At 69.2% G+C, this 20574-nt stretch carries 19 protein-coding genes; 12 read left to right on the forward strand and 7 right to left on the reverse strand.

The genetic code is table 11. From position 1 onward, the window contains the following. Window positions 1-59: 59 nt before the first annotated feature. The 3 genes from BLS95_RS46465 to BLS95_RS56360 all read left to right on the forward strand — a co-directional run bounded on the left by BLS95_RS46465 (window position 60) and on the right by BLS95_RS56360 (window position 3950). Entirely contained in the window at window positions 60-752 is a 693-nt protein-coding gene (locus BLS95_RS46465; RefSeq protein ID WP_090946023.1) for an ABC transporter ATP-binding protein, read from the forward strand. Further along, window positions 752-3166 carry an ABC transporter permease gene (locus tag BLS95_RS46470; RefSeq protein ID WP_090946024.1) on the forward strand — a complete coding sequence of 805 codons (2415 nt, stop codon included), beginning with the start codon at window positions 752-754 and terminating at the stop codon, window positions 3164-3166. The genes BLS95_RS46465 and BLS95_RS46470 overlap by 1 nt, the downstream gene beginning before the upstream one ends. Before the next feature lie 466 nt (window positions 3167-3632). Next, window positions 3633-3950: a hypothetical protein gene (locus BLS95_RS56360; protein WP_176993751.1), complete on the forward strand. Its 318-nt coding sequence runs from the start codon at window positions 3633-3635 to the stop codon at window positions 3948-3950. A gap of 81 nt (window positions 3951-4031) precedes the next feature. Here the strand turns inward: BLS95_RS56360 and BLS95_RS46475 are convergent, their stop codons facing one another. Further along, window positions 4032-4364 carry a MerR family transcriptional regulator gene (locus tag BLS95_RS46475; protein WP_090946025.1) on the reverse strand — a complete coding sequence of 111 codons (333 nt, stop codon included), beginning with the start codon at window positions 4362-4364 and terminating at the stop codon, window positions 4032-4034. 85 nt (window positions 4365-4449) lie between these two features. Next, window positions 4450-4887 (reverse strand): Hsp20/alpha crystallin family protein, encoded by a 438-nt coding sequence (locus BLS95_RS46480; RefSeq protein ID WP_090946026.1) that lies wholly within the window; start codon window positions 4885-4887, stop codon window positions 4450-4452. Between the two features lie 519 nt (window positions 4888-5406). On the opposite strand from BLS95_RS46480, the gene BLS95_RS46485 reads away from it, so the two are divergent. Both BLS95_RS46485 and BLS95_RS46490 read left to right on the forward strand, forming a co-directional pair. Then, complete coding sequence (locus BLS95_RS46485; RefSeq protein ID WP_090946027.1) at window positions 5407-5904, forward strand: proteasome activator; 498 nt, start codon at window positions 5407-5409, stop codon at window positions 5902-5904. Window positions 5905-5935: 31 nt separating this feature from the next. Then, complete coding sequence (locus tag BLS95_RS46490) at window positions 5936-6295, forward strand: STAS domain-containing protein (protein WP_245765708.1); 360 nt, start codon at window positions 5936-5938, stop codon at window positions 6293-6295. A 431-nt stretch (window positions 6296-6726) separates the two neighbouring features. On the opposite strand, the gene BLS95_RS46495 is transcribed toward BLS95_RS46490, so the two are convergent. Further along, window positions 6727-7470 (reverse strand): DUF6461 domain-containing protein, encoded by a 744-nt coding sequence (locus BLS95_RS46495; RefSeq protein WP_143044188.1) that lies wholly within the window; start codon window positions 7468-7470, stop codon window positions 6727-6729. Window positions 7471-8008: 538 nt separating this feature from the next. Here BLS95_RS46495 and BLS95_RS46500 point away from each other — a divergent pair. The 4 genes from BLS95_RS46500 (at window position 8009) to BLS95_RS55010 (ending at window position 16110) form a co-directional block, all read left to right on the forward strand. After that, entirely contained in the window at window positions 8009-9193 is a 1185-nt protein-coding gene (locus tag BLS95_RS46500; protein ID WP_143044189.1) for a polysaccharide deacetylase family protein, read from the forward strand. Between the two features lie 1423 nt (window positions 9194-10616). Continuing rightward, on the forward strand, window positions 10617-14543 hold the full coding sequence (locus BLS95_RS46510) for a Pls/PosA family non-ribosomal peptide synthetase (RefSeq protein WP_218136322.1): 3927 nt from the start codon (window positions 10617-10619) through the stop codon (window positions 14541-14543). A gap of 8 nt (window positions 14544-14551) precedes the next feature. Next, window positions 14552-15850, forward strand: coding sequence for a M1 family metallopeptidase (locus tag BLS95_RS46515; protein WP_218136323.1), 1299 nt, complete (start codon window positions 14552-14554; stop codon window positions 15848-15850). Window positions 15851-15891: 41 nt separating this feature from the next. Next, the gene (locus BLS95_RS55010; RefSeq protein ID WP_143044190.1) at window positions 15892-16110 is read left to right on the forward strand and encodes a hypothetical protein; all 219 of its coding nucleotides are present in this window, start codon (window positions 15892-15894) and stop codon (window positions 16108-16110) included. 159 nt (window positions 16111-16269) lie between these two features. Here the strand turns inward: BLS95_RS55010 and BLS95_RS46520 are convergent, their stop codons facing one another. From BLS95_RS46520 to BLS95_RS46535, 4 genes are all read right to left on the reverse strand, one after another. Then, a complete protein-coding gene (locus BLS95_RS46520) occupies window positions 16270-17031 on the reverse strand; it encodes an isocitrate lyase/PEP mutase family protein (protein WP_090946033.1) in 762 nt (253 codons plus the stop codon). A gap of 7 nt (window positions 17032-17038) precedes the next feature. Further along, window positions 17039-17851, reverse strand: coding sequence for an SDR family NAD(P)-dependent oxidoreductase (locus BLS95_RS46525; protein WP_090946034.1), 813 nt, complete (start codon window positions 17849-17851; stop codon window positions 17039-17041). A 227-nt stretch (window positions 17852-18078) separates the two neighbouring features. Continuing rightward, entirely contained in the window at window positions 18079-18417 is a 339-nt protein-coding gene (locus tag BLS95_RS46530) for an ArsR/SmtB family transcription factor (RefSeq protein WP_090946035.1), read from the reverse strand. Further along, window positions 18414-18863: an SRPBCC family protein gene (locus tag BLS95_RS46535; protein WP_090946036.1), complete on the reverse strand. Its 450-nt coding sequence runs from the start codon at window positions 18861-18863 to the stop codon at window positions 18414-18416. Before BLS95_RS46535 ends, BLS95_RS46530 begins: the two co-directional genes overlap by 4 nt. Before the next feature lie 12 nt (window positions 18864-18875). Here BLS95_RS46535 and BLS95_RS55015 point away from each other — a divergent pair, with 12 nt between their 5' ends. From BLS95_RS55015 to BLS95_RS56365, 3 genes are all read left to right on the forward strand, one after another. After that, the gene (locus tag BLS95_RS55015) at window positions 18876-19070 is read left to right on the forward strand and encodes a hypothetical protein (protein WP_143044191.1); all 195 of its coding nucleotides are present in this window, start codon (window positions 18876-18878) and stop codon (window positions 19068-19070) included. A 271-nt stretch (window positions 19071-19341) separates the two neighbouring features. Further along, window positions 19342-20004: a DUF4097 family beta strand repeat-containing protein gene (locus tag BLS95_RS46540; protein WP_090946087.1), complete on the forward strand. Its 663-nt coding sequence runs from the start codon at window positions 19342-19344 to the stop codon at window positions 20002-20004. A gap of 328 nt (window positions 20005-20332) precedes the next feature. After that, on the forward strand, window positions 20333-20491 hold the full coding sequence (locus BLS95_RS56365; protein ID WP_176993752.1) for a hypothetical protein: 159 nt from the start codon (window positions 20333-20335) through the stop codon (window positions 20489-20491). Window positions 20492-20574: the final 83 nt, after the last annotated feature.

The following is a 20574-nucleotide window of genomic DNA, read 5'->3' on the forward strand; positions in this document are numbered from 1 at the left end:
CGTCGGCATATCGAAAACCACATACGTGCTGACAACGCCACGCTGCCTTGACTGGCGTCATGAGGACCACCACTCAGGCGACCGTGGCCGCCAGCGCGCGGGACCTGACCAAGACCTACGGCCAAGGCGATGCCCAGGTGCACGCCCTGCGCGGCATCGACCTCGACCTCCACCGAGGGAGGTTCACCGCGATCATGGGGCCGAGTGGGTCGGGCAAGTCCACGCTGATGCACTGCCTGGCCGGACTCGACCATGCCAGCGGCGGCACCGTCACCGTGGCCGGCACCGACCTCGGATCACTCGACGACGACGCGCTCACGATCTTCCGCCGCGAGCACATCGGTTTCGTGTTCCAGTCGTTCAACCTGCTGCCGATGCTCACCGCGGGCGAGAACATCGTTCTCCCGCTCGAGCTGGGCGGTCGCCGGACCGACGACGCGGCGCGGGAGCGCGCGCACATGCTCGCCGATATCCTCGGCGTGGCAGACAGACTCGGTCACCGGCCCGCAGAACTGTCCGGCGGCCAGCAGCAGCGGGTTGCGATCGCCCGGGCCCTGATCACCCAGCCGGACCTGCTGTTCGCCGACGAGCCCACCGGAAACCTGGACAGCACCACGTCGGCGGAGGTGCTGAATCACCTGCGCCGGTCGGCGCGCGAGCTCGGCCAGACCATCGTGATGGTCACCCACGAGCGGGACGCGGCGACCTACGCCGACGACGTGGTCACCATGCAGGACGGGCGGATCGCCTGATGCGCACCGTCTTCCTCGCGTCGCTGCGCACCCACACCCGCAGGTACGTCGCAGCGGCGATCGCGGTCATCGTCTCGGTCGCCTTCGTCGTCGTGATCGGCGTGATCACGTCCGGGGCACGCGCCGGATTCATGGAGAACGCCGGGGCGCCGTTCCGCAACGCCGACCACGTGGTCGACGCCGTCCATGTGGACGACACCCTGGACACGTCAGTCGCGATCGAGATCGTCGAGCGCCTTGGCAAGAACGCATCCGGGCTCGGCCTGGTCCTGCTGCCGACGCGCACGGGCGACAGGCCGGCCTCCGAGATGACCGTGGGGCCGATCGCCCCTGCGGAGGAGATGCGCTGGCAGAAGCTCATCTCAGGCCGCTTCCCGGAACGCACGGGCGAGGCGGCGGTGCACGTGTGGGACGCCCAGGCCAGGGAAATCGCGATCGGCGACCGGATTCGGCTCGGCGAGGGCGCCACCGCGACCGACCTAGAAGTGGTCGGCCTCGTGGAGTCGCCCTCTCCCACGGCCCAGGCCTCGGTGTACGTCACCTGGCCGCAGTTCCTGCACTGGCGCGACCAACCCTCCTTCCACGTGAGCAGGGTGGCGGTACGCGGGAAGGTGGGCCAGCTCCCGGAGGGCGCCGCGCTGTACTCGCCGGAGGAGTACGTCAGGAACGGCCAGGCCAAGCTCAGCAACCACGCGGACATGATCGCATTGATACTGCTGGTGTTCGCCGCCATCGCGGTCTTCGTCTCGGTCCTGGTCGTCGCGAACACGTTCTCCGTCCTGTTCGCGCAACGCCTGCGCGACTTCGCACTGCTGCGCTGCGTCGGCGCGACCCGGCGGCAGGTGATGGATTCGGTACGCCGCGAGGCGGCCGCCGTCGGCGTGCTCGCGTCGCTGACCGGGACACTGGTCGGCGTCGGCCTCGGCTACGCGCTGATCCCCCTGATCAACACCCTCGCACCCACCACCCCGATGGGCGCCGCCGAACTGCCCACGCCCTGGCTGGTGGGCGGGTTCACCGTCGGCCTGGTCGTCACCCTGCTCGCCTCCTTGTTGCCGACCCGGCGTGTGGTCCGGGTGAGCCCGCTGGCGGCACTGCGCCCGGATACCGCGGTCGACGGACACACGGCCACCGGCCGGGTACGGCTGGCGCTCGCCGCACTCCTCCTGGTCACCGGGCTGGCACTGCTCGGGGTGGCAATGGTCCAGGACAGTACGGTGCTCATGCTGGCCGGCGGCGGATCGGTGTTCGCCGGTGTGCTCCTGTTCGGGCCGGCGCTCGTTCCCCGTCTGGTCCGGATCACCGGCGCGCTGCTCGGCCCCGCCGGGCGGCTGGCAACCAAGAACGCCGTGCGCAACCCCCGCCGGACCGCCGCCACCACCGCCTCCCTGCTGGTCTGCGTCACCCTGACGACCGCAGTGCTCACCGGATCGGCCACGACACGTGCGGCCGTGGACGAGGAACGCGACAGGGATCACCCCATCGATGTCGCGCTCACCTCGCCCGAGACGCCGGTCACCACCGACCTCCTCGACCAGGTACGTCGTACTCCCGGTGTGGAGCAGGCCATACCGGTGGAGGGCGCCATGGCTCAGGTGGCGGGGCTCGACGAACCGATCCTGGTCGTCACCGCGCCGGACGCGGAGCGGGTGGCCCGCGACGGTGGGTCGTTCGCCCGGGTGGAGCCGGGGAAGATCAGACTCGATTATGCGGCCTTTGACAAGAACCTGAGCTTGCGGCCCGGTGACCGGGTCACGGTGCGCGTCGGCGACCGGCGAGCCCAGTTGCAGGTCGCCGCCGGCACCGGCTGGGGCCAGGCGGGCGTGGTCGCGCCCGCGACCCTGGCACAGCTCACCGACGCCCCCGAACCGCACGTCATCTGGGTCCGCGCCTCCGCAGGCGCCGACCCGCTCGAGCTCGTCGGCGATCTGGCCGGGCTGGCGAATGCGGCCGGCGCGGAGATCCACGACAACCTGCAGGCCCGGGCGACGGAGGACCAACTGCTGCGAATCCTCACCTGGTCGGTGCTCGGCCTGCTCGGAATCGCCGTGGTGATCGCCCTGATCGGGATCGCGAACACCCTGGGGCTCTCCGTCCTCGAACGCGCCCGCGAACACGCGATGCTGCGCGCGCTCGGGCTCACCCGCAGGCAGCTACGGCGGATGCTGGCGACTGAGGCAATGCTGCTGTCGGTGGTGGCCACCCTGCTCGGCACCGTGATCGGCGTCGGGTTCGCCTGGGCCGGCTACGAGACGGTCGTGAAGCCGGCTCTCAAGGACGCGAGCATGCAGGTCCCCTGGCCATCACTCGGCGTCGTCGTCCTCGTCGCCGCCCTGGCCGGACTCCTCGCCGCTGTTCTCCCGGCACGCAGGGCCGCCCGGGTGACTCCGGCCGCAGGGCTATCCCTCGACTGATACCTTCCTCAATCGCTTGGCCGGCGGCTGATGAAGGCCCCCGGCCATGCACGGAACCGTGTACGCGACGTGTCCATGCTCGGGTGCATAGACGAGTCCGTTCTTGATCAGAGAGTCCCGTCCTGGCCCACGTGACGTTGGAGTCCTCCCCACCCGGCAGCGACCTCTGAAGACCGGCTCGGGCCGTCACTGTCATGGGCCAGTCGCCCACAAGTAGGGGGTCGGCCGGAGTACGGCAGAAAGACACCGCGGGGCGGATCGGTGGAGACGTTCAGGTGTTCATCCAACGGACGTTTGACGAACGCGACCAAGGACACCCGACCGAACAGGGGTCTCCGTGTGCCGTGTCCGGTAGGGCATCGCGGCCGGTGAGCACACCGAACGCTCCTTCATCCTCGACCTGGCCCTCGACCTGGCCGAAGACCGCCACCGGGTCGCGTGGGCGACAGAATATTATTCCAGGGCGATGCTGGAGCTGCGCTCCCAAGGCCGTGACGTACCGGACGAGATCCTGTCGCGCATCTCGCCCGGCCGACGAGTTCGGCGTCACCCGCCCCACCATCTACCGACACCTCAGCGCGGACACGTAACCGCAGCTCAGGACCATATCCGCAGAAAATGCGTCCGCCACCCCTTAGAGGGTCCGGTGCTGGCGGTCAGCGAGGCCGTCACCAACATTCCCGATCACGGCGACGCGGCCGGCACGCTCAGCATACGGACCGGCCCGGCCCGCGCCACCGTGGAAGTCGAGGACGTGACCGGCCGGCTGACGCGGCCGACCTGAGCAATGCCAAGGTCGGCCGCGCCGAACAGGGCACGCATGAAGCTCAGAACCTGAATGACAAGCCAAGACCGTCGCTATGGCTCAGGAGGGCTTGTCGTCAGACGTGGGCTGCAGGTCGGCCAGGCGCCGGGCGAGTTCGTCGCGTTGGCGGGTGATCTCGGTGAGTTCGTGCTGCAGTTCGATGATGCGGCGGATGGCTGGCAGGGTCATGCCCTCATTCATCATCGAAACCACCTGCTGGAGGCGGACGATCTCGTGGCGGCTGTAGCGGCGCTGTCCGCCCGCGGAGCGCTGCGGGGAGATGATGTGGTTGTTGTCGATGCGTCGGAGGAACGACTGCTGGACGTCGAGCATCGAGGCGACTTGGCCGACGGTGAACAGGGCGGCGTGTTCGTCGTCCATCGGCAGTTTCATATAGCCTCCTGGCGCCCGGATTGTCCGTGGGCGCGGCCGCCTGCCCGGCTGCGCCGGGCAGGGGCCGAGTATCATTGCGGGGCGGTCAGCTCTTGATCGCCTTCTGCTGCCCGGAGCGCTGGATGGCCACCTTGCGTGGCTTGGCGCGCTCGAGGACTGGGATGCGGACCGTGAGTACGCCGTTGTCGTAGCCGGCCTCGATCGCGTCAGGGTCGAGGTGCTCGGACAGGTAGACCCGGCGGGTAAAGGCGCCCATCACCCGCTCGCGGACGAACACGCGTTCGTTCTCGCCGAATTCCTCCTCGCGCCGGGCGGTCACCGACAGGACGCCGCGGTCGACGGTGACCTCGATGGAGCCGGGATCGATGCCCGGCAGGTCGAACCGCAGTACCACGTCGTCGGCGCGGCGGATGCCGTCCATCGGCATCAACGCGTCGCCGCCCTGCCCCGCGGCCTGGCGGGTGAGCCTGTCGAACTGACGCTCGAACTCCTGGATAAACGGGTCGATCGCCGTCAGCAGCATCGCGCTTCACCTCCGAAGATCTCCGGGACTCTTGGGTGCCCGGAATGCCTTCCCTTCGCACTAGAGAACCTACAACTACAGTTACAACATTCCTGCGCTTGTCGTCAAGCCGTGCACCCTTGATCGTGCGCTGCTCAGACTCGGACGGTCGGGCGGCATAGCTACAGCGACGGGACCTTCGCTGGTCAGCCCCAACCCTCTCAGGCTCACCTCCAATGGTCGAGTTGACAAATATCTGCGCTGTGAGCTATAGCAAACTTGTCGGCGATGCTGTCCTGGTAGCGCTTTCGAACATCGGAAACGACCGGTCGGCCTTGCTGGAGTGGCGCACACCCCACCCATACACAGGCGGAACGAGCGCTCCTCCGCTCGCGCGATACGTGCGTGCAGCATGTGTCCAGCAGGTGTCCCTGCACGGAAGGTCCCGGCGTCGGAATCACCTGCCGCCGGTCGCGGAGCCGACCGTCTAGCAAATCGAGACGAGAACTCCCATCACGGCACAGGCAGGAGGACTCGACGATGAACATCGACCAAGGCCACGCCCCGGTTCAAGGCGTGCCCACGTCGGGCAAGCTAGTACGCCTTGCCGCGATGGCCTCCACCATGGCCGCCGAGTTGCGCTATGTGGAACTGAACCAGGGGGCCCGCGCCCGAATGCTGCGCCTGCATCACCAGCTCATCGACGAGCTGGCCGACCTGCTGCGTCCTGAGCTGCACGCAGAGCTGACCGCTCTTCGCATGCGCTTGGACAACCAGGTCGCGCCACCGACGACCGCCGAGTTGCGTATCGCCCACGCGCAACTGAAAGGGTGGCTCGAGAGCGTCATGGCCGATACCGGGCGTCAGCTGAACGCCAGTGCCGCGTCCATCGACCTGCCGGGTCACCGCAAGACAACGATCGACAGGCGCCCGTGGAGGGCCGGACGTGACGCGGCGGCCGCTTCATCAGCAGATCATCCTCACGCCGCCCAAAGCCGAGGGACACGGGCCCCGGGCGCGCCAACCCGGACGCGCTGACAAACACCCAGGGCGCTGAAGGGAGGTGATCATGGAGTCGCCAAGGCCATCCGCTTCGCCGCTGCTCGATGTCCAGATCGTCTCGCGCGGTCCCGACGTCGTCGTGCAGGCCGTCGGCGAACTGGACATCAGCACCGCTCCCCTGCTGAAGAACGCTGCGGAACGCGCTATGGACGGCGTCCACCCATCCGCGGTGATCCTCGACCTGACCCGGCTGCGTTTCTGTGACGCTTCAGGACTGCGGGTCATGATCGCGATGTGGCGGCGGATTCACCAAGCCCGGGGCCGCCTGACCGTAGAGGTCGATCCCGACGGGCCGGTGGCCAGACTATTGAAGATCACCGATCTGGACAGGCTGCTCCTCATCCGCAACAAGCGGAACAGGCGGTGAACGAATATCGGCAACCGCCGAGCTCCGAACTCGACCAGGAAGGAAACCTGCAGGTCCCGGATCCGTACCGAGTGATCGTAGGAGCCGGTGACGGCGATCGGGCAGTCAGGGAGTGGCAGGCGCCCTCTGTCCAGTGATGCGATGTTTCATTTGCCCGGTATCGCCCTGATTGGTGGCGACCCCCCGGCTGCCGGGCAGAGTCGCGTCGGGCAGGGTCGGTCGACAACTCCTGGAGATGCCTGCCCCGGTCGTTGCCGACGCGTTCAACTACCGCGACAAGACCACCGCCCGCCTCTTTCGAGAAGGTGGCGGACGGTGGAACCGCTACGCCGCCGGGGAACACGGAACGTCACCATAAGGCCTTACAGGAACGACAACTTATGACAGCTGAATAGGCGAGCCCACCAGTCAGTACCGCAGGCGCATGGGGGTTAAGCGGCGCCGTGATCAGACTCAGGGCCGCTTGCCGCTTTCAGCTGCTCGAGTAAATCGCCGAGGCTCTTCCCGGGCTGAGGCTCTTTTGGCGGTGGCAGGTCGGCGATCGCGCCCACCAGGAGTGGTCCGTCCAGCAGGTCGGCGGTGAACGTCACGCCGGTGAGGCGGGCCGCCATCGCGAACATCCGCGCGAGGTCATGTCCGGGCAGGTCGTCGTAGCGTTGGTCCCAGTCCTCATCTGAGCTCTCCTCGAGAGGCAGGCCGAACTCGCGCATGAGGCTGGCGAGGCGGTCGGTGTCGGCACCGGAGCGACGCTCGGGAAAAGTCGGGTCGAAAGCCGTGAGCACCATGCCGTCCGCGGCGTAATGAAAGTAGTCGCAGGCATAGTTATGCCGCAGGACGGACACCACGTCGGTGCCGGCCGACAGACGCTCCAGCATCGGGTTGCCCGTCCCCGACCAGCCACACAGCTCCACCGCCGCGCACCCATCGCTGGTCGCGACCACTGCGACATAACCACCTCCCCGGCCACCCTCGGTCGCCACCGTGAAGTCGGAAACCGCCAGCTCCAGGTCGGCGAAGCTCATCTGCGTGCTCGTGCGGGCGCCGAACCGGCGCAGCACCTCGTCCGGGTCGAGCCCGCGCAGCAAGGTCACGCAGTAGATCTCGCCGAGCAGGTCGCCCCGATCGCCGTACGGCGGTTGCAGCCAGCGGAACGGCGTCAGCGCATCGATTGTCATGTCGCGATCTTGGCAGGCCCTACCGACATAGTTGGGCCCACTTCGCCCATCCGCGCGCACCAGCTGCCCGAGAGCCCGGCTTGTTGCCGCCGACATCACGAAAGTCACTACCACAGCCCTCGGCATCGAGAACTCGCGATAGTCGAATAGGTGACTCCACCAGCTTGCTGCCGCGGGCGGTCAGTGCGATCGTCGATCCGGCGGCGTTGGTGCTGGGCGGCGGGATGGGCTCGCGGGCCGGAGACGCCGGCCGCCCCGGCGCTGGCGGGCCGTCACCGAGGCCGGGTCGCCTCAAGTAAGGGCCAGCAATTTAGGCCCTCGCGCGCCGGTCGCCGGAACACTGGCCGCCGCCGTCGCGGCCTGGCCGGCCATGAGTTCAGGATCACCATGATGAGAAAGTTGTCCACCGCCCTCCATTTAGGGGTTCCGATGATGATCTGTCGCAGGTAGCTTCACAGAGGTCAGCGGTCTGCCGGACGTTTCACTTCGTCCTGAGCAGATCTCGCGCTCGGCATGCCCTCGACCCCAGGGAGTGGCCATGGCCAAGACGGTGGCAGGACGATTGGCGACGGCTGCGGCGCTGGCGGTGCTGGCCGTCGCCGCGCTGGCAGGTACGGCGGCTGCCGCGCCCGCCGCGGACCCGGCGGCCGGGCCACCCGGATCGGCCGAGGCCGAGGCCGGGGCAGAGGCTGGAACCAGGACTGAAACCGAGACCGGGACCGACGCCTGCCCGAACGGCTGGTCCACCGAGACCACGGTCTGGTTCGGCCCGCCGCGCGTCGATACCGGCATCCCCAACCCCGGGGGCCCCGACGGCTGCACCCTGCTGGACCGTGTCTGGAAGCGGGAGCCGTTCAGCAGCCACGCCGGCTTCGTGTTCGCGGTGCGCGCGGCCGCCGACGAGTTCGTCACCGCCGGTCGGCTCAGCGCCCGGGACCGGGCCCGCATCGTCCTGGCCGCCGCTCGCACCCACGTCGGCGGCCCGCGCGACGAATCCATCCCGAACACCTGCGACCGGCGGCTGGCCATCCAGTTCGACGACGGCCCGTCGCACTACCGGACCGAGACGCTGCGGATCCTCCGCGAGAAGCAGGTGACCGGCGTGTTCATGGATACCGGCACCCGGGTCCTGGCCAACCCGCAGTTCGCCAGGTTCCAGCTCGCCGAGGGGCATGAGCTGCTCAACCACACCTACAGCCACGCGAACCTCAATCAGGTGCTGACGAGCGAAGGGCCGGACGGGGTCCGCCGCGAGATCCTGGCCGCGCAGGCCGCGTTCGCCAGTGTCGGCGCGCCGATCTCGTTCCAGGGCATCCGCCCGCCGTTCGGCGCCGCGAACGCGCAGGTCCGGCAGATCATCGCGGACATGGGATACACGGCCTACATGACCCGCATCGGCACCGACGACTGGGTGCCGGAGCGCACGGCGCAGGAGATCAGCGACGCGATCGTCGAGCAGCTGTACCCGGGCGCGATCATCTCGCTGCACGACGGCCCGTACGACAGCCCGGCCGGTCCCGGCACGAACGGCGGGCTGGCGCTGCTCATCGACGCCGCGCGCGAACGGGGCTACTGCTTCGGCACCGTCGATCGCCACGGCGACGTGGTGGCGGACCGGCTGGTACCGACGAAGCGGCCGATCCCGGTGGTCGAGAACCCGGTGCCGTATGCGCCGCTGATCTTCCCCGGCGAGCCGCCGGAGCCGTACGTGATCCTCGACTGACGCGGGCGGTAAGAACCACGACGCCGAAGGTGACCGGGGCGACGGGGCCATGCTCCGCCGTCCGGCCCAGCCGCGTGAGTACGGCGGACCCACCGGCATCTGTCATGAAGATCATGTCCATGATGTAGTGCTTGACTCAGGGCCATGCGTGAGCTGGGTACGAGCGGAGCAGTTTCCGCTATTGATCCCCGACTGCCGCTGCCTACCTTGGCCGCCTTCCGCCTGTGGCAGGACCGCGAGCTCAATCAGCGCTTGGCTGATCGTGCTCATGCCCGGGGTTTGCCCTTGCGGCGGTCCGTCGGGGGCGGACCGCCGGTGTGCGGTCGAGTTGGTCAGGAGGGTGCCGCGGTCCGTCGCTGAGGAGAAGGCGACGTGGCCTGAGAGTGGTCCTTGGCGTCTGGCTTGTGTTCGCTGGAGCAGTTGCCTGGACAAAACCCGTTGGTAACGATCATGCGGCCTCGCAACGGGGTGAAGGTTTCGGAGGAACCGCCGACGATGACCCCTTGGCAACTGGGGCACAGAAGCGGCTGAGCGGGTGTCATAAGGCCCTTTCCATGTCATCGTGCGAGCGGTCACCCGCCGCTCGCCGCACCGTACCGACGCCGCACGCTGCGACAGCAGCACGAACGGCAGGACTGGCCGCGCTGTTGGGGATGACGGCCTGCCCCGGCGGTACTATGCCGGACGCGACCGACAATTGCGCCGAAGGTCCTTTGCTCCCAGCCCAATCTCTCTCCAACTGCATGGACAGGCGAGCGGACCAGCTGGCGGGATCCCAGAGGTTGGGCGCGGATGTCGAGGCCGCCGATCTCAACCAGGTCTTCTCTGTCAAGTTGGAGGCTGTTGCGAAGCCCCAGGTGATCGGGAGGGAGCCGGGTCTGCGCTCGTACACGATCCGTTCGGCGCAGGAGCGGTAACCGGCCTCGCCGAGCGGCTGCTCGAACTCCACCACCGACCAGCGTGCTCAGGTCGGCGGGCAGAACCTGCGCTCCTTCGACCTGTTCCTGAATCGGCTGCGCAAGGCGGCCGAGGCCGGGCTCCCCTACGGCTATGTGGATCAGCTCAGCTCGGGAGCTGCTCAAGGACCCGAAGGTGCGCACGATCCGGCTGGCCGGCGTGACGTTCGACCTCGATCGGGCCCGTCCTTAGGGCGTAGCCGATCTCCCACAGCTGACACCGCGCACACGATCTCCTGCCTCTACCGGCCCCAGGCCGTCATCGTCGATCTCACGGCTGCCGCTGACGGAATTGCCCGGCGCCCGTGGATCGCGGTGAGGGAGGGCGAACGGCCGGGCGGAATAGTATCGGCCGCCGCGGCCGTTGGGCTCGGGGTGGCGCGAACGTCACGACGGCGGCGGATGAGTCGGGTGCTGCGGCACAAGCCTCGCAGGGACACCGCCTGCCCGAAACCAAGGAGCAGCCTTTGCGTAGCGATTCGGCCGAACTACTCCCCAGGACGGAGTCCGCGATCTACCCTGCGGGCCCGCTGGCGCCGCCACCTCGCACGTTGCCCGACATTCTGGATGAGACCACGCGCCGGTACCCGGCGGCGCCCGCGCTGGATGACGGCACCGTGTGTCTCGACTATCGCTCGTTGCGGGCCGAGATCGATCGGGTCGCCGCCGAGCTCACGCAGGCCGGGATCGGCCGCGGGGCCCGGGTGGGCGTGCGCGTGGCGTCGGGGACGGCCGAGTTGTACGTCTCCATCCTCGCCGTGCTCGCGGTCGGGGCCGCGTACGTGCCGGTCGACGCCGACGACCCGGACGAGCGGGCGGAGTTGGTCTTCGCCGAAGCCGGGGTCGACGCTGTCATCACCGACAAGCTGACAGTCCGCGGCGACACGGCGGCCGGCGGCGCGGAGGAGACCGCCACGCCGCCCGCGCCCGAGAACGACGCGTGGATCATCTTCACGTCCGGGTCCACCGGCAGGCCGAAGGGTGTCGCGGTGACGCACCGGTCGGCGGCCGCGTTCGTCGACGCCGAAGCGAGGCTCTTCTTACGGGAGCGTCCGCTGGGCCCGGGAGACCGGGTGCTGGCCGGGCTCTCCGTGGCCTTCGACGCCTCGTGCGAGGAGATGTGGCTGGCCTGGCGGCACGGTGCCTGCCTGGTGCCCGCGCCCCGCGCGCTGGTGCGGACAGGGATGGACTTGGGGCCCTGGCTGGCCGCCCAGCGCATCACGGCGGTTTCGACCGTACCGACGCTGGCCGCGCTCTGGCCCGTGGAGCACCTCGACGGGGTCCGGCTGCTCATCTTCGGCGGGGAGGCGTGCCCGCCGGAGCTGGCCCGGCGGCTGGCCGTGCCCGGCCGGGAGGTGTGGAATACCTATGGACCCACCGAGGCGACGGTGGTGGCGTCCGCGGCACGTCTGACGGGCGAGGAGCCCGTACGCATCGGGTTGCCCCTCGACGGGTGGGACCTGGCGGTCATCGGCGAGTCGGGCGAGCCGGTGGCCATGGGAGAGACCGGCGAGCTGATCATCGGGGGTGTGGGCCTGGCCCGCTACCTGGACCCGGTGAAGGACGCCGAGAAGTACGCGCCGCTCCCCTCGCTCGGCTGGGGACGCGCCTACCGCAGCGGCGACCTGGTACGCGCCGACCCCGAGGGCCTCATCTTCGCCGGCCGGGCCGACGACCAGGTGAAGCTCGGCGGGCGCCGGATCGAGCTGGGCGAGGTGGACGCCGCGTTGCAGGCGCTGCCCGGTGTCACTGGCGCGGCCGCCGCCGTCCGCACCACCGGCGGCGGGCATCAGGTGCTCGTCGGCTACGTCGTCACCGGGCCCGGCTTCGACGCCGGCGAGGCGCGCGAACTGCTCGCCGACTTAGTGCCTGCCGCGCTGGTGCCCCGCCTGACGTCGGTCGACTCGCTTCCGACCAGGACGTCCGGCAAGATCGACCGGGCCGCGCTGCCCTGGCCACCGACCGAGCCCGGCCTGTCCGCCGCGGCATCCACCACCATGTCCGCCGTGGGGTCCGCCGCGGCGTTCACAACGCCGTCCGGCCTCGGGCCCGTGGCCGCACTGACCCCGGCCGAGGCGCTGCTGGCCGAGAAGTGGAGCGCCATCCTCGGGGTGGCGCCGGAAGGGCCCGGCGCCGACTTCTTCAAGGACGGAGGCACCTCCCTGGCCGCGGCCCGGCTGGTGTCCGTCTTACGCCCCGACCATCCGGACCTGTCGGTGGGCGATGTGTACGCGCAGCCGACGTTCGCCGGGCTGGCACGGCTTCTGACCGCCGGGGGCGAGCCCGAGCCCGCCCGGCCCCCCATGACACCGATGCCTCGGCGGGCCGCGCTGGCACAGTCGCTGCTGCTGCTCCCACTGCTCACCGTCGGCGCGATGCGCTGGATCGTGCTGCTGGCCGCGCTCGGCAACCTGCTCGCGCCGCCATGGGCGCCTGCTCTGTCCTGGCGGTGGGTCGCCCTGGGCGGGCTGATCTTCGTCACCCCCATGGGGCGGATGGGGCTGTCCGCGGCAGTGGCCCGCCTGCTGCTGCGCGGCGTGCGGCCGGGCAGCCACCCGCGCGGCGGCGGCGTCCACCTGAGACTGTGGTTCGCCGAGCAGTTCGCGGGCAGGCTGGGCGTTCCCGACCTGGCCGGCGCCCCCTGGATGGTGTGGTACGCCCGCCTGCTCGGCGCCCAGGTGGGCGCGGACGCCGATCTGCACTCGCCCCCGCCCATCACGGGCCTGCTCAAACTGGGCCGAGGTGCCTCGGTCGAGCAGGAAGTCGACCTCGGCGGCCACTGGTTCGACGGTGACCGCCTGCACATCGGCGAGATCCGGATCGGCGCCGGCGCCACCGTGGGATCCCGCTCGACGCTGCTGCTGGGGGTACGCATCGGAAAGAACGCCCAGATAGCCCCGGGATCGGCGGTGACCGGCACGGTGCCCGCGGGGACACTCTGGGCCGGGGCGCCGGCGTTCAGGCAGGGCAAGTCACGCAGGACGCGGCCCCGGGAGCGGGCCGCCCGCTCCCGGTCCTGGGCCGCCCTGTACGGCGTGAGCGCCATCCTGCTCGGCTCGCTCCCGGCGGCCGCCGCCGGGGTCGGCCTGGCGGTCCTGGCCGTGTTCACCCGGGACGCTCGCACGGTCGGCGAGGCACTCGTCGCCGCGCTGCCCGGAGTGCCGCCCGCGACGATCACGGGCATGGCCGCCTTCGCCCTGGTCACGCTGGTGAGCGTGCGACTACTGAGCCTGGGCCTGCACCCCGGCCACCACCCGGTGCACAGCCGCCAGGCGTGGCAGGCGTGGGCGACGGGCCGGCTGATGGCCTCGGCCCGCGTCTGGTTGTTCCCCCTGTACGCCAGCGTCCTGACCCCCGTGTGGTTGCGGGCGCTCGGCATGAAAGTGGGCCGCGGCGCCGAGTTGTCCACGGTGCTCGCGCTGCCCACGATGACCTCGGTCGGCGACGGCGCCTTCCTCGCCGACGACACGATGGTCGCCCCTTACGAGCTCGACGGCGGCTGGATGCGCCTGGCGTCCGCGCGGATCGGCAAACGCGCCTTCCTCGGCAACTCCGGGATGACCGCGCCCGGCCGTAAGGTGCCCAAGGACGGCCTGGTGGGGGTGCTGTCGGCGACGCCGAAGAAGGCCAAGTCCGGCTCGTCGTACGTGGGCATGCCGCCCATGAAGCTGCGCCGTACCGCGGAAGAGGGTGACCGGAGCCGCACCTACGACCCGCCGGCGCGGTACAAGGCGGCTCGGGCGCTCGTCGAGGTGTTCCGGGTGGTGCCCGCCATGTGCGCGGTCGCGCTGGCCCTCCTGGTGGCCGCCGTGTTCGAGACGCTCGCGGTCCGGCATGGCTTCGCCGTGGCGGCCGCGCTGGGCGGCGTGGTCATGCTGGCCGCGGGTGTGCTCGCGGCGGCGGTCACGACGGCCGCCAAGTGGGCCCTGGTCGGCCGGATCAGGGCTGGTAGCCGCCCCCTGTGGAGTTCGTTCGTGTGGCGCAACGAGCTGGTGGACAACTTCGTCGAGATGCTGGCGGCGCCCTGGTTCGCGCAGCCGTGGCTCGGGACGGCGGCCCTGAACGTGTGGCTGCGCTCGCTCGGGGCACGCATTGGTCATGGGGTCACGTGTGACACGTACTGGCTGCCCGAGGCGGATCTGGTGACACTCGGCGACGGCGCGTGCGTCAACCGGGGCTGCGTCCTGCAGACACATCTGTTCCACGACCGGGTCATGAGCATGGACACCGTGACGCTCGATGCCGGCGCCACGCTGGGCCCGCACGGTGTGGTGCTGCCGGCCGCGCGAGTGGGCACCGACACCACGATCGGTCCCGCTTCACTGGTCATGCGCGGCGAGAGCGTGCCCGGCCACAGCCGGTGGTTCGGCAACCCCATCGCGGCCTGGCGATGACATCCGCGATGGCCCCTGTGATGACACCGTACTTCCCCGAACACGGCGACCGCCGGTACGGCGTCTCCCACTACGACCTGACGCTGGACTACCGGGTCCCGGCCAACCGGCTCGCCGGCACGGCCCGGCTGACGGTGTCCGCCGCCGAACCCCTGGGCGTCCTCGATCTCGACCTTGGCAAGTTCCGGGTCTCGGGCGTCACCGTGGACGGCGTTCCCGCCCGATACGTACACGGCCAGGGCAAACTGCGAGTGACCCTGCCCAGGTCGCTGCCCGCGGGAGGGCAGGCCGGGGTCGAGGTGCGCTATTCGGGCAACCCCCTGCCGGTGCCGAGCCCGTGGGGCGGCCTGGGTTGGGAGGAACTGACCGACGGCGCGCTCGTGGCCGGTCAGCCGATCGGCGCGCCCTCCTGGTTCCCGTGCAACGACCGGCCCGGCGACAAGGCGTCCTACCGGATCTCCGTGACCACCGCCTCGCCGTACCAGGTGATCGCGAACGGCGTGCTCGTGACCAGGCGCCGCTCGGCGGGGAGCACGACGTGGATCTACGACCAGCCCGAGCCCATGGCGAGCTACCTGGCAAGCGTGCAGATCGGGCGCTACCGCCTCGCCGAGGTCGCCGGGATCGAGGTGGCCCACCCGGCGCGGCTGGCCACGCGCGTACGGCACGACTTCGGCCGGCAGGGCGAGATGATGGAGCTGTTCACCGACCTGTTCGGGGCCTATCCGTTCACGGGCTACACCGTCGTGGTGGCCGACGACGACCTGGACATCCCGGTCGAGGCCCAGGGCATGTCGATCTTCGGCCGGAACCATGTCGACGGCGCGCGCGGGTTCGAACGCCTGGTCGCGCACGAGCTGGCGCACCAGTGGTTCGGCAACAGCCTTACCGTGGCCTGCTGGCGCGACATCTGGTTGCAGGAGGGCTTCGCCACCTACGCCGAGTGGCTCTGGTCGGAGGCGTCGGGCGGCCCGTCCGCGGGCGACCACGTCGAGCGCTGGCACCGCCGGCTGGCGCTGCTGCCGCAGGACTTCGTCCTGGCCGACCCCGGCCCTGCGGCGCTGTTCGACGATCGTGTCTACAAGAGGGGGGCGCTGACTCTGCACGCGTTGCGCCGGGCCGTGGGCGACCAGGCCTTCTTCCCCGCGCTGCGGGCCTGGACGGCCGAGCACCGGCACGGGAGCGTCACCACCGCGCAGTTCGCGGGGCACGTCCAGCGGCACACCTCGCGACCGATCGGGCCGCTGCTGTCCGCCTGGTTGTACGGCAAGCCGATGCCCCGGCCGGCCGCGCCGCCGGACCACTGACGCCAGTCGCGGACGAGGACGTACGTGAGAGCCTTCTCCACATGTACGCGCTGATGTACGCCTACCTGGGCGGCCTCCTCACGACGGCGTTGTCTGTAGGGCTGGCCACCTTCAGTACCTGGCTGGCTCATCGCAAGGGACAGAACTGGCTCGCCTGGGGAATGCTCTCGCTTTCTCTAGGGCCCATCAGCATTTTCTTCGTGGCACTCCTGCCGCGATTGCCCAAGGCAGACCGGCGAGCGGCGGGCCGTAATGGATGATCACCAGAGGGCGGTCACGGTCATTCGCGGGGCGCACGTCCTGGGCTCCACCACCACAGGAGACACCGCCCATGGGGGCGGAAAGGGGTCTACCCCTGACCATTCCGGTATCTGGACTCCGCTGTAAACCGTCGGCTCAGCCTGGGCAGAGTTGGTCCGTTACTTCTGTACCTCGGAGAGAGGCTGGAGAGTGGTCCGCAGGTGGTCGAGTGCGCTGCGGTACAGCTGGGGGCCCACGGAGATTCGGGCCACACCGATGGCACGTAGCTCGTCCAATGACCCGCGTTTCAGCGGAAAACCCGCGTTCACGGGCGTGCCGACCTCGGCGATGATGGCCCGGAGGTCGTCCGGCCCGGCTCCGGGAGGGAACACGCAATCTGCGCCGGCCGACCTGTACGCCTCAGCCCTGCTGATCGCATCGGCGCGCTTCTGATTCTCGGCCAGCTGCGAGGTGGGGAAGAAGGAGTCGATGCGGGCATTGATGACCAGTGGCACCCCGATGCGGTCGGCGGCTGCGCGCATCTGCGCGATGTAGGTGGCGCGGACATCGACGTCGATCAGGCCGCCGTTGGCGTGATCACTGTCCTCGATGTTACAGCCGACGGCTCCGATCTCGCCCAGCAGTTCGACCAGTTTCTCTGGTGTCATCCCATAGCCGGCCTCGGCGTCGACGGTGACCGGTACGTCGACGGAGGCTGCGATGCGTCGGGCGACGAACATCATCTCCCCGCTCGGGGCACCCTCACCGTCGTCGTAGCCCAGAGCGGCGGCGATCGCGTTGCTCGCGGTCGCGACCACCGGGAAGCCCGCGTCGACGACGGCGCGGGCGCTGCCCACGTCCCAGGCGTTCGGCAGCACCAGCGGAGCGCCCGGGACGTGCAGGGAACGAAGCAGTTCGGCCTTGCCGGCCTGATCGGACATGGCGGCCTCAGTCGACAAGTGCGCCGGCGGACAGATTGGCGATGGTTCCGGTCATGGCTCCAACACGATCTGAAGCCAGGAACGCGGCCGTCTCCGCGATTTCAGAGAGCGTAGGCAGCCTCTTCAGAAGCGTTCCCTGCGCCATCCCTCCGCCGTCGAGCAATTCCTGGACCGACTGCCCGGCCGCTGCCGCGGTTTGCTTGAAGAGGTCCTTGGTGTAGGAACCCGCGGCCGGCGCGTCCACGACAGCGTGTGGACGGATGCCGATGACGCGGATGTTGCGGGGTGCCAGCTCCGCGGCCAGGACCCGCGAGAAGGCCTCCTTGCCGGCCGCGCTCACGCTGTGCCCCAGGATGCCGCCGACAGCCAGTTTGGAACCCGGCTCGGACAAAGTCAGGATGACGCCAGGGCGCTCGTGACCCATGTGCCGTGCCACGGCCTTGCTGGTGATGAACAGCGTCCGCAGAAAGCCGTCAATCGGTCGCATGAATTCCTCCAGCGAGAGGTCCGCCAGAAAGGTTCCCTGGTCGTGCATGACGCTCACGGCGTTGAGGGCGATGTCGATGCCGCCGGCCGTCGCCGCGATCTCATCGGCGTGCTTGTCGACGGCCTGTTGATCGAGAACGTCAACCTGCGCGGTCTCGACTGTTCCGCCCGTGGCGGCGATGTCACGCGCGACGGCGTCGAGCTTCGCCTGCGTCCGCCCGGCGATGAAGACCCTCGCGCCTTCCCGGGCGAATACCCGTGCGATTGCGCCGCCGATGGCGCCCCCGCCTCCATAGATCACAGCGTTCTTGTCGCCAAGTAGTAGTCCACTCATAGGAGTTCTCCAAGGGTGATTGATTTTTCCGGATGATTACGCAGGCTCGATGGTCATACCGTCCCCGCTGCGGGTTCTGTCCGCGTCCGCGATTACCGGAGGCTTCAGGAAGCCGGCGGGCCAGGTGACCGGGAGGGTGGTCACCGCAATGATCAGGCCGGTGATCGCCGTGGGCGAGGCGGTGAAGGTGCCGACAGGAGGTGGAGCACCAGAGGGGAGACTGCTGGTCAGCCGTGTTTCTGGCGCTGGATCTGTTCTGCGATGCGCTTGATGCGGTTCAGTCGTGCATCCCAGGTCTTGCCGACTTCATTCAGTTGCCGGACGGCGCGGGCGAGCTGTGCCTCGTCAACTTCGTAGCGGCGCTCGCGGCCTATCGGTGTCGCGTGGACGAGGCCTGCGCGATCGAGAACGGCCAGATGCTTGGCGACCGCTTGGCGCGAGATCGGGAGTCGATCGCTCAGGCTGGTCGGCGTACCGACTCCTTCCGCGAGCAGCAGGTCGAGCAGGCGGCGCCTGATCGGGTCGCCGATCGCCGACCAGAGTTCGTCGTCGACGGCGACGGTCATCGCGCCACCACGGAAGCGGCGTAGCTCCGCAGTCTGGGCAGGAACATGTCCCAGCCGCGCTCGTGATCGTGGAAGGACTCCTCGAGCACAGCGGCTTCCCAGCCCTTCTCCCGCCAGCCGCTCTCGGTCAGGCGCAGAATCGTGCCGTCACCGGAGGGCTCGAGCTCGATGGTAACCAGGAGAGAGTTGTCCGTATCGGGCAGCTGACCGTCAGGAGCGATCCACCGGAACGCGAACCTGCGGGGTGGATCCACGTCGACCACCATGATCGGTTCGACCACGGCGCGGTCGCCCCACACCACTTCGCCGACCGCGCCTGGCGCAGGCTCGAACGACGCGTCATCGGGCCACCACATCTTGATGTGCTCGGGACGACTCACCACATCGAACACGATCTCCGGGGCTGCGTCGACGCGAATCTCGCGCTCCAACGTTCCGAACTCCACTGCCGACCTCCAATGAGCAACTTTCGGTTGCGCATGACGTTAGCGGTCGCGCCGACGATCCGCAACCTCGTGTTGCGTATTGACCCTGAGGTCGAGGCAGGGGGACAGATCGCTGATCCCCTCTCGATGCGCAGCGGCATGGTGTGGAAGCCCGGCCGGTCGACCGGTGGGTGTGAATGCGCGGCATTGGATCAAGATCCGCATTGACAGGCGACAACTTCGCCGGCTTCGCCTCTGGGGCCAAGCACCACTTTCGTCGGCTGCCGTCACTACGCGCGGTTGGCTACTTCCCCGCCGTATGTCAGCGACGGCGTAAGGGCGGTGACAGTCCTGCATCAGAACGGTCGGCGATGGTTGATGCATGAACGGTTCAGCGATGCGGCCTCGGGGCCGCGAACTGGGCCGGACCGAGATCACCTCGATCTCGCGCCGGGACGGATCCCGCAAGATCCAAACAACGCAGCACAAGGAGCACACAATGCAGAAGTTCGACACCCTCGCCCCGATCTCCGTCGTCCTGAACATCCCCGCGGGGCGCGTCCAGATCACAGCCGCCGAGCGGGCTGACACCGTGGTCGAGGTTCGGCCCGCGAACGCCTCGAAGGGCCGTGACGTGACGGCAGCCAAGGAGACCACGGTCGAGTACGCCGACGGCGTCCTGCGGATCGAGGCTCCGGTGAAGAACCAGTATCTCGGCCCGTCCGGATCCATCGAGGTGACGGTCGAGCTGCCCGCCGGTTCCCAGGTCGAGGGCAAGACGGCCGGCGCCGAACTCCGGACCGTCGGCCGCCTCGGCGACGTCGCCTTCGAAGGTGCGTACCGCCAGATCAAGCTTGACGAGACCGCGAGCCTGCGTCTCACCGCGACCGACGGCGACGTTGAGGTCGGCCGCCTGGGCGGGCCCGCGGAGATCAGCACCGCACGGGGTGACATCCGAATCGCCGAGGCCACGGGCGGCAAGGTGGTGCTCAGCACTCAGTCCGGCGACATCTCGATCGCCGCCACCGCCGGAGTCTCGGCCGCCTTGGACGCCGGCACCAGCCACGGCCGCATCACCAACGCCCTCAAGAACGACGGCGCCACCGAACTCGACATCCACGCCACCACCTCCAACGGCGACATCACCGCGCGCAGCCTGTGACCCGCAGCCTCCGATGGGAGGTGAAGTCGCAAGATCGCGGCCGGTACGCGGCGGTGGTGAGAGAAGTCGCAGGTCAAGACGTAATCGTGAACCGTCGGCTCAGCCTGCGCAAGTTCGGGCCTCGCGATCGTTATCTGGGGTTCTTGGCCTGTTCTCACAGATCAGAGCGAGGAGGGCGTGCCCGGGCCCAGGCGGCTTGTTGGTGGGTGGTCATACCCGGAGGGCGGTGGCGGCTACACTGCCCGGCCGACCGGCGTGTGGGCCACGGATCGGGGACAGGCTTCGATCCCTCGACCTGGCCAGCGACCCTCGCCGTGAAGGGAGAGCGATGGCCACGCGCGCCGAGGCGATCACCCGGCACCTGCACCGATTCCTGGCCTGGCTCAGCGAAGGGCTCGGGCACCACTGGCTGTCCGCGGTCATCGCCTGCGAGGTGAGCGCCTGGCGCGTCCACCTGGCCGCCGCCGGCGCGCTGGCGGGGACGTGACACGATGGCGGACTTTCCGGCCGGGCCCCAGAGGCGGGCGATGACGCCGCCGCAGGCAATTCGTACCCGGCGGTTGTGGCTTA

Source organism: Nonomuraea jiangxiensis, from assembly GCF_900099965.1.
Lineage (GTDB): Bacteria > Actinomycetota > Actinomycetes > Streptosporangiales > Streptosporangiaceae > Nonomuraea > Nonomuraea jiangxiensis.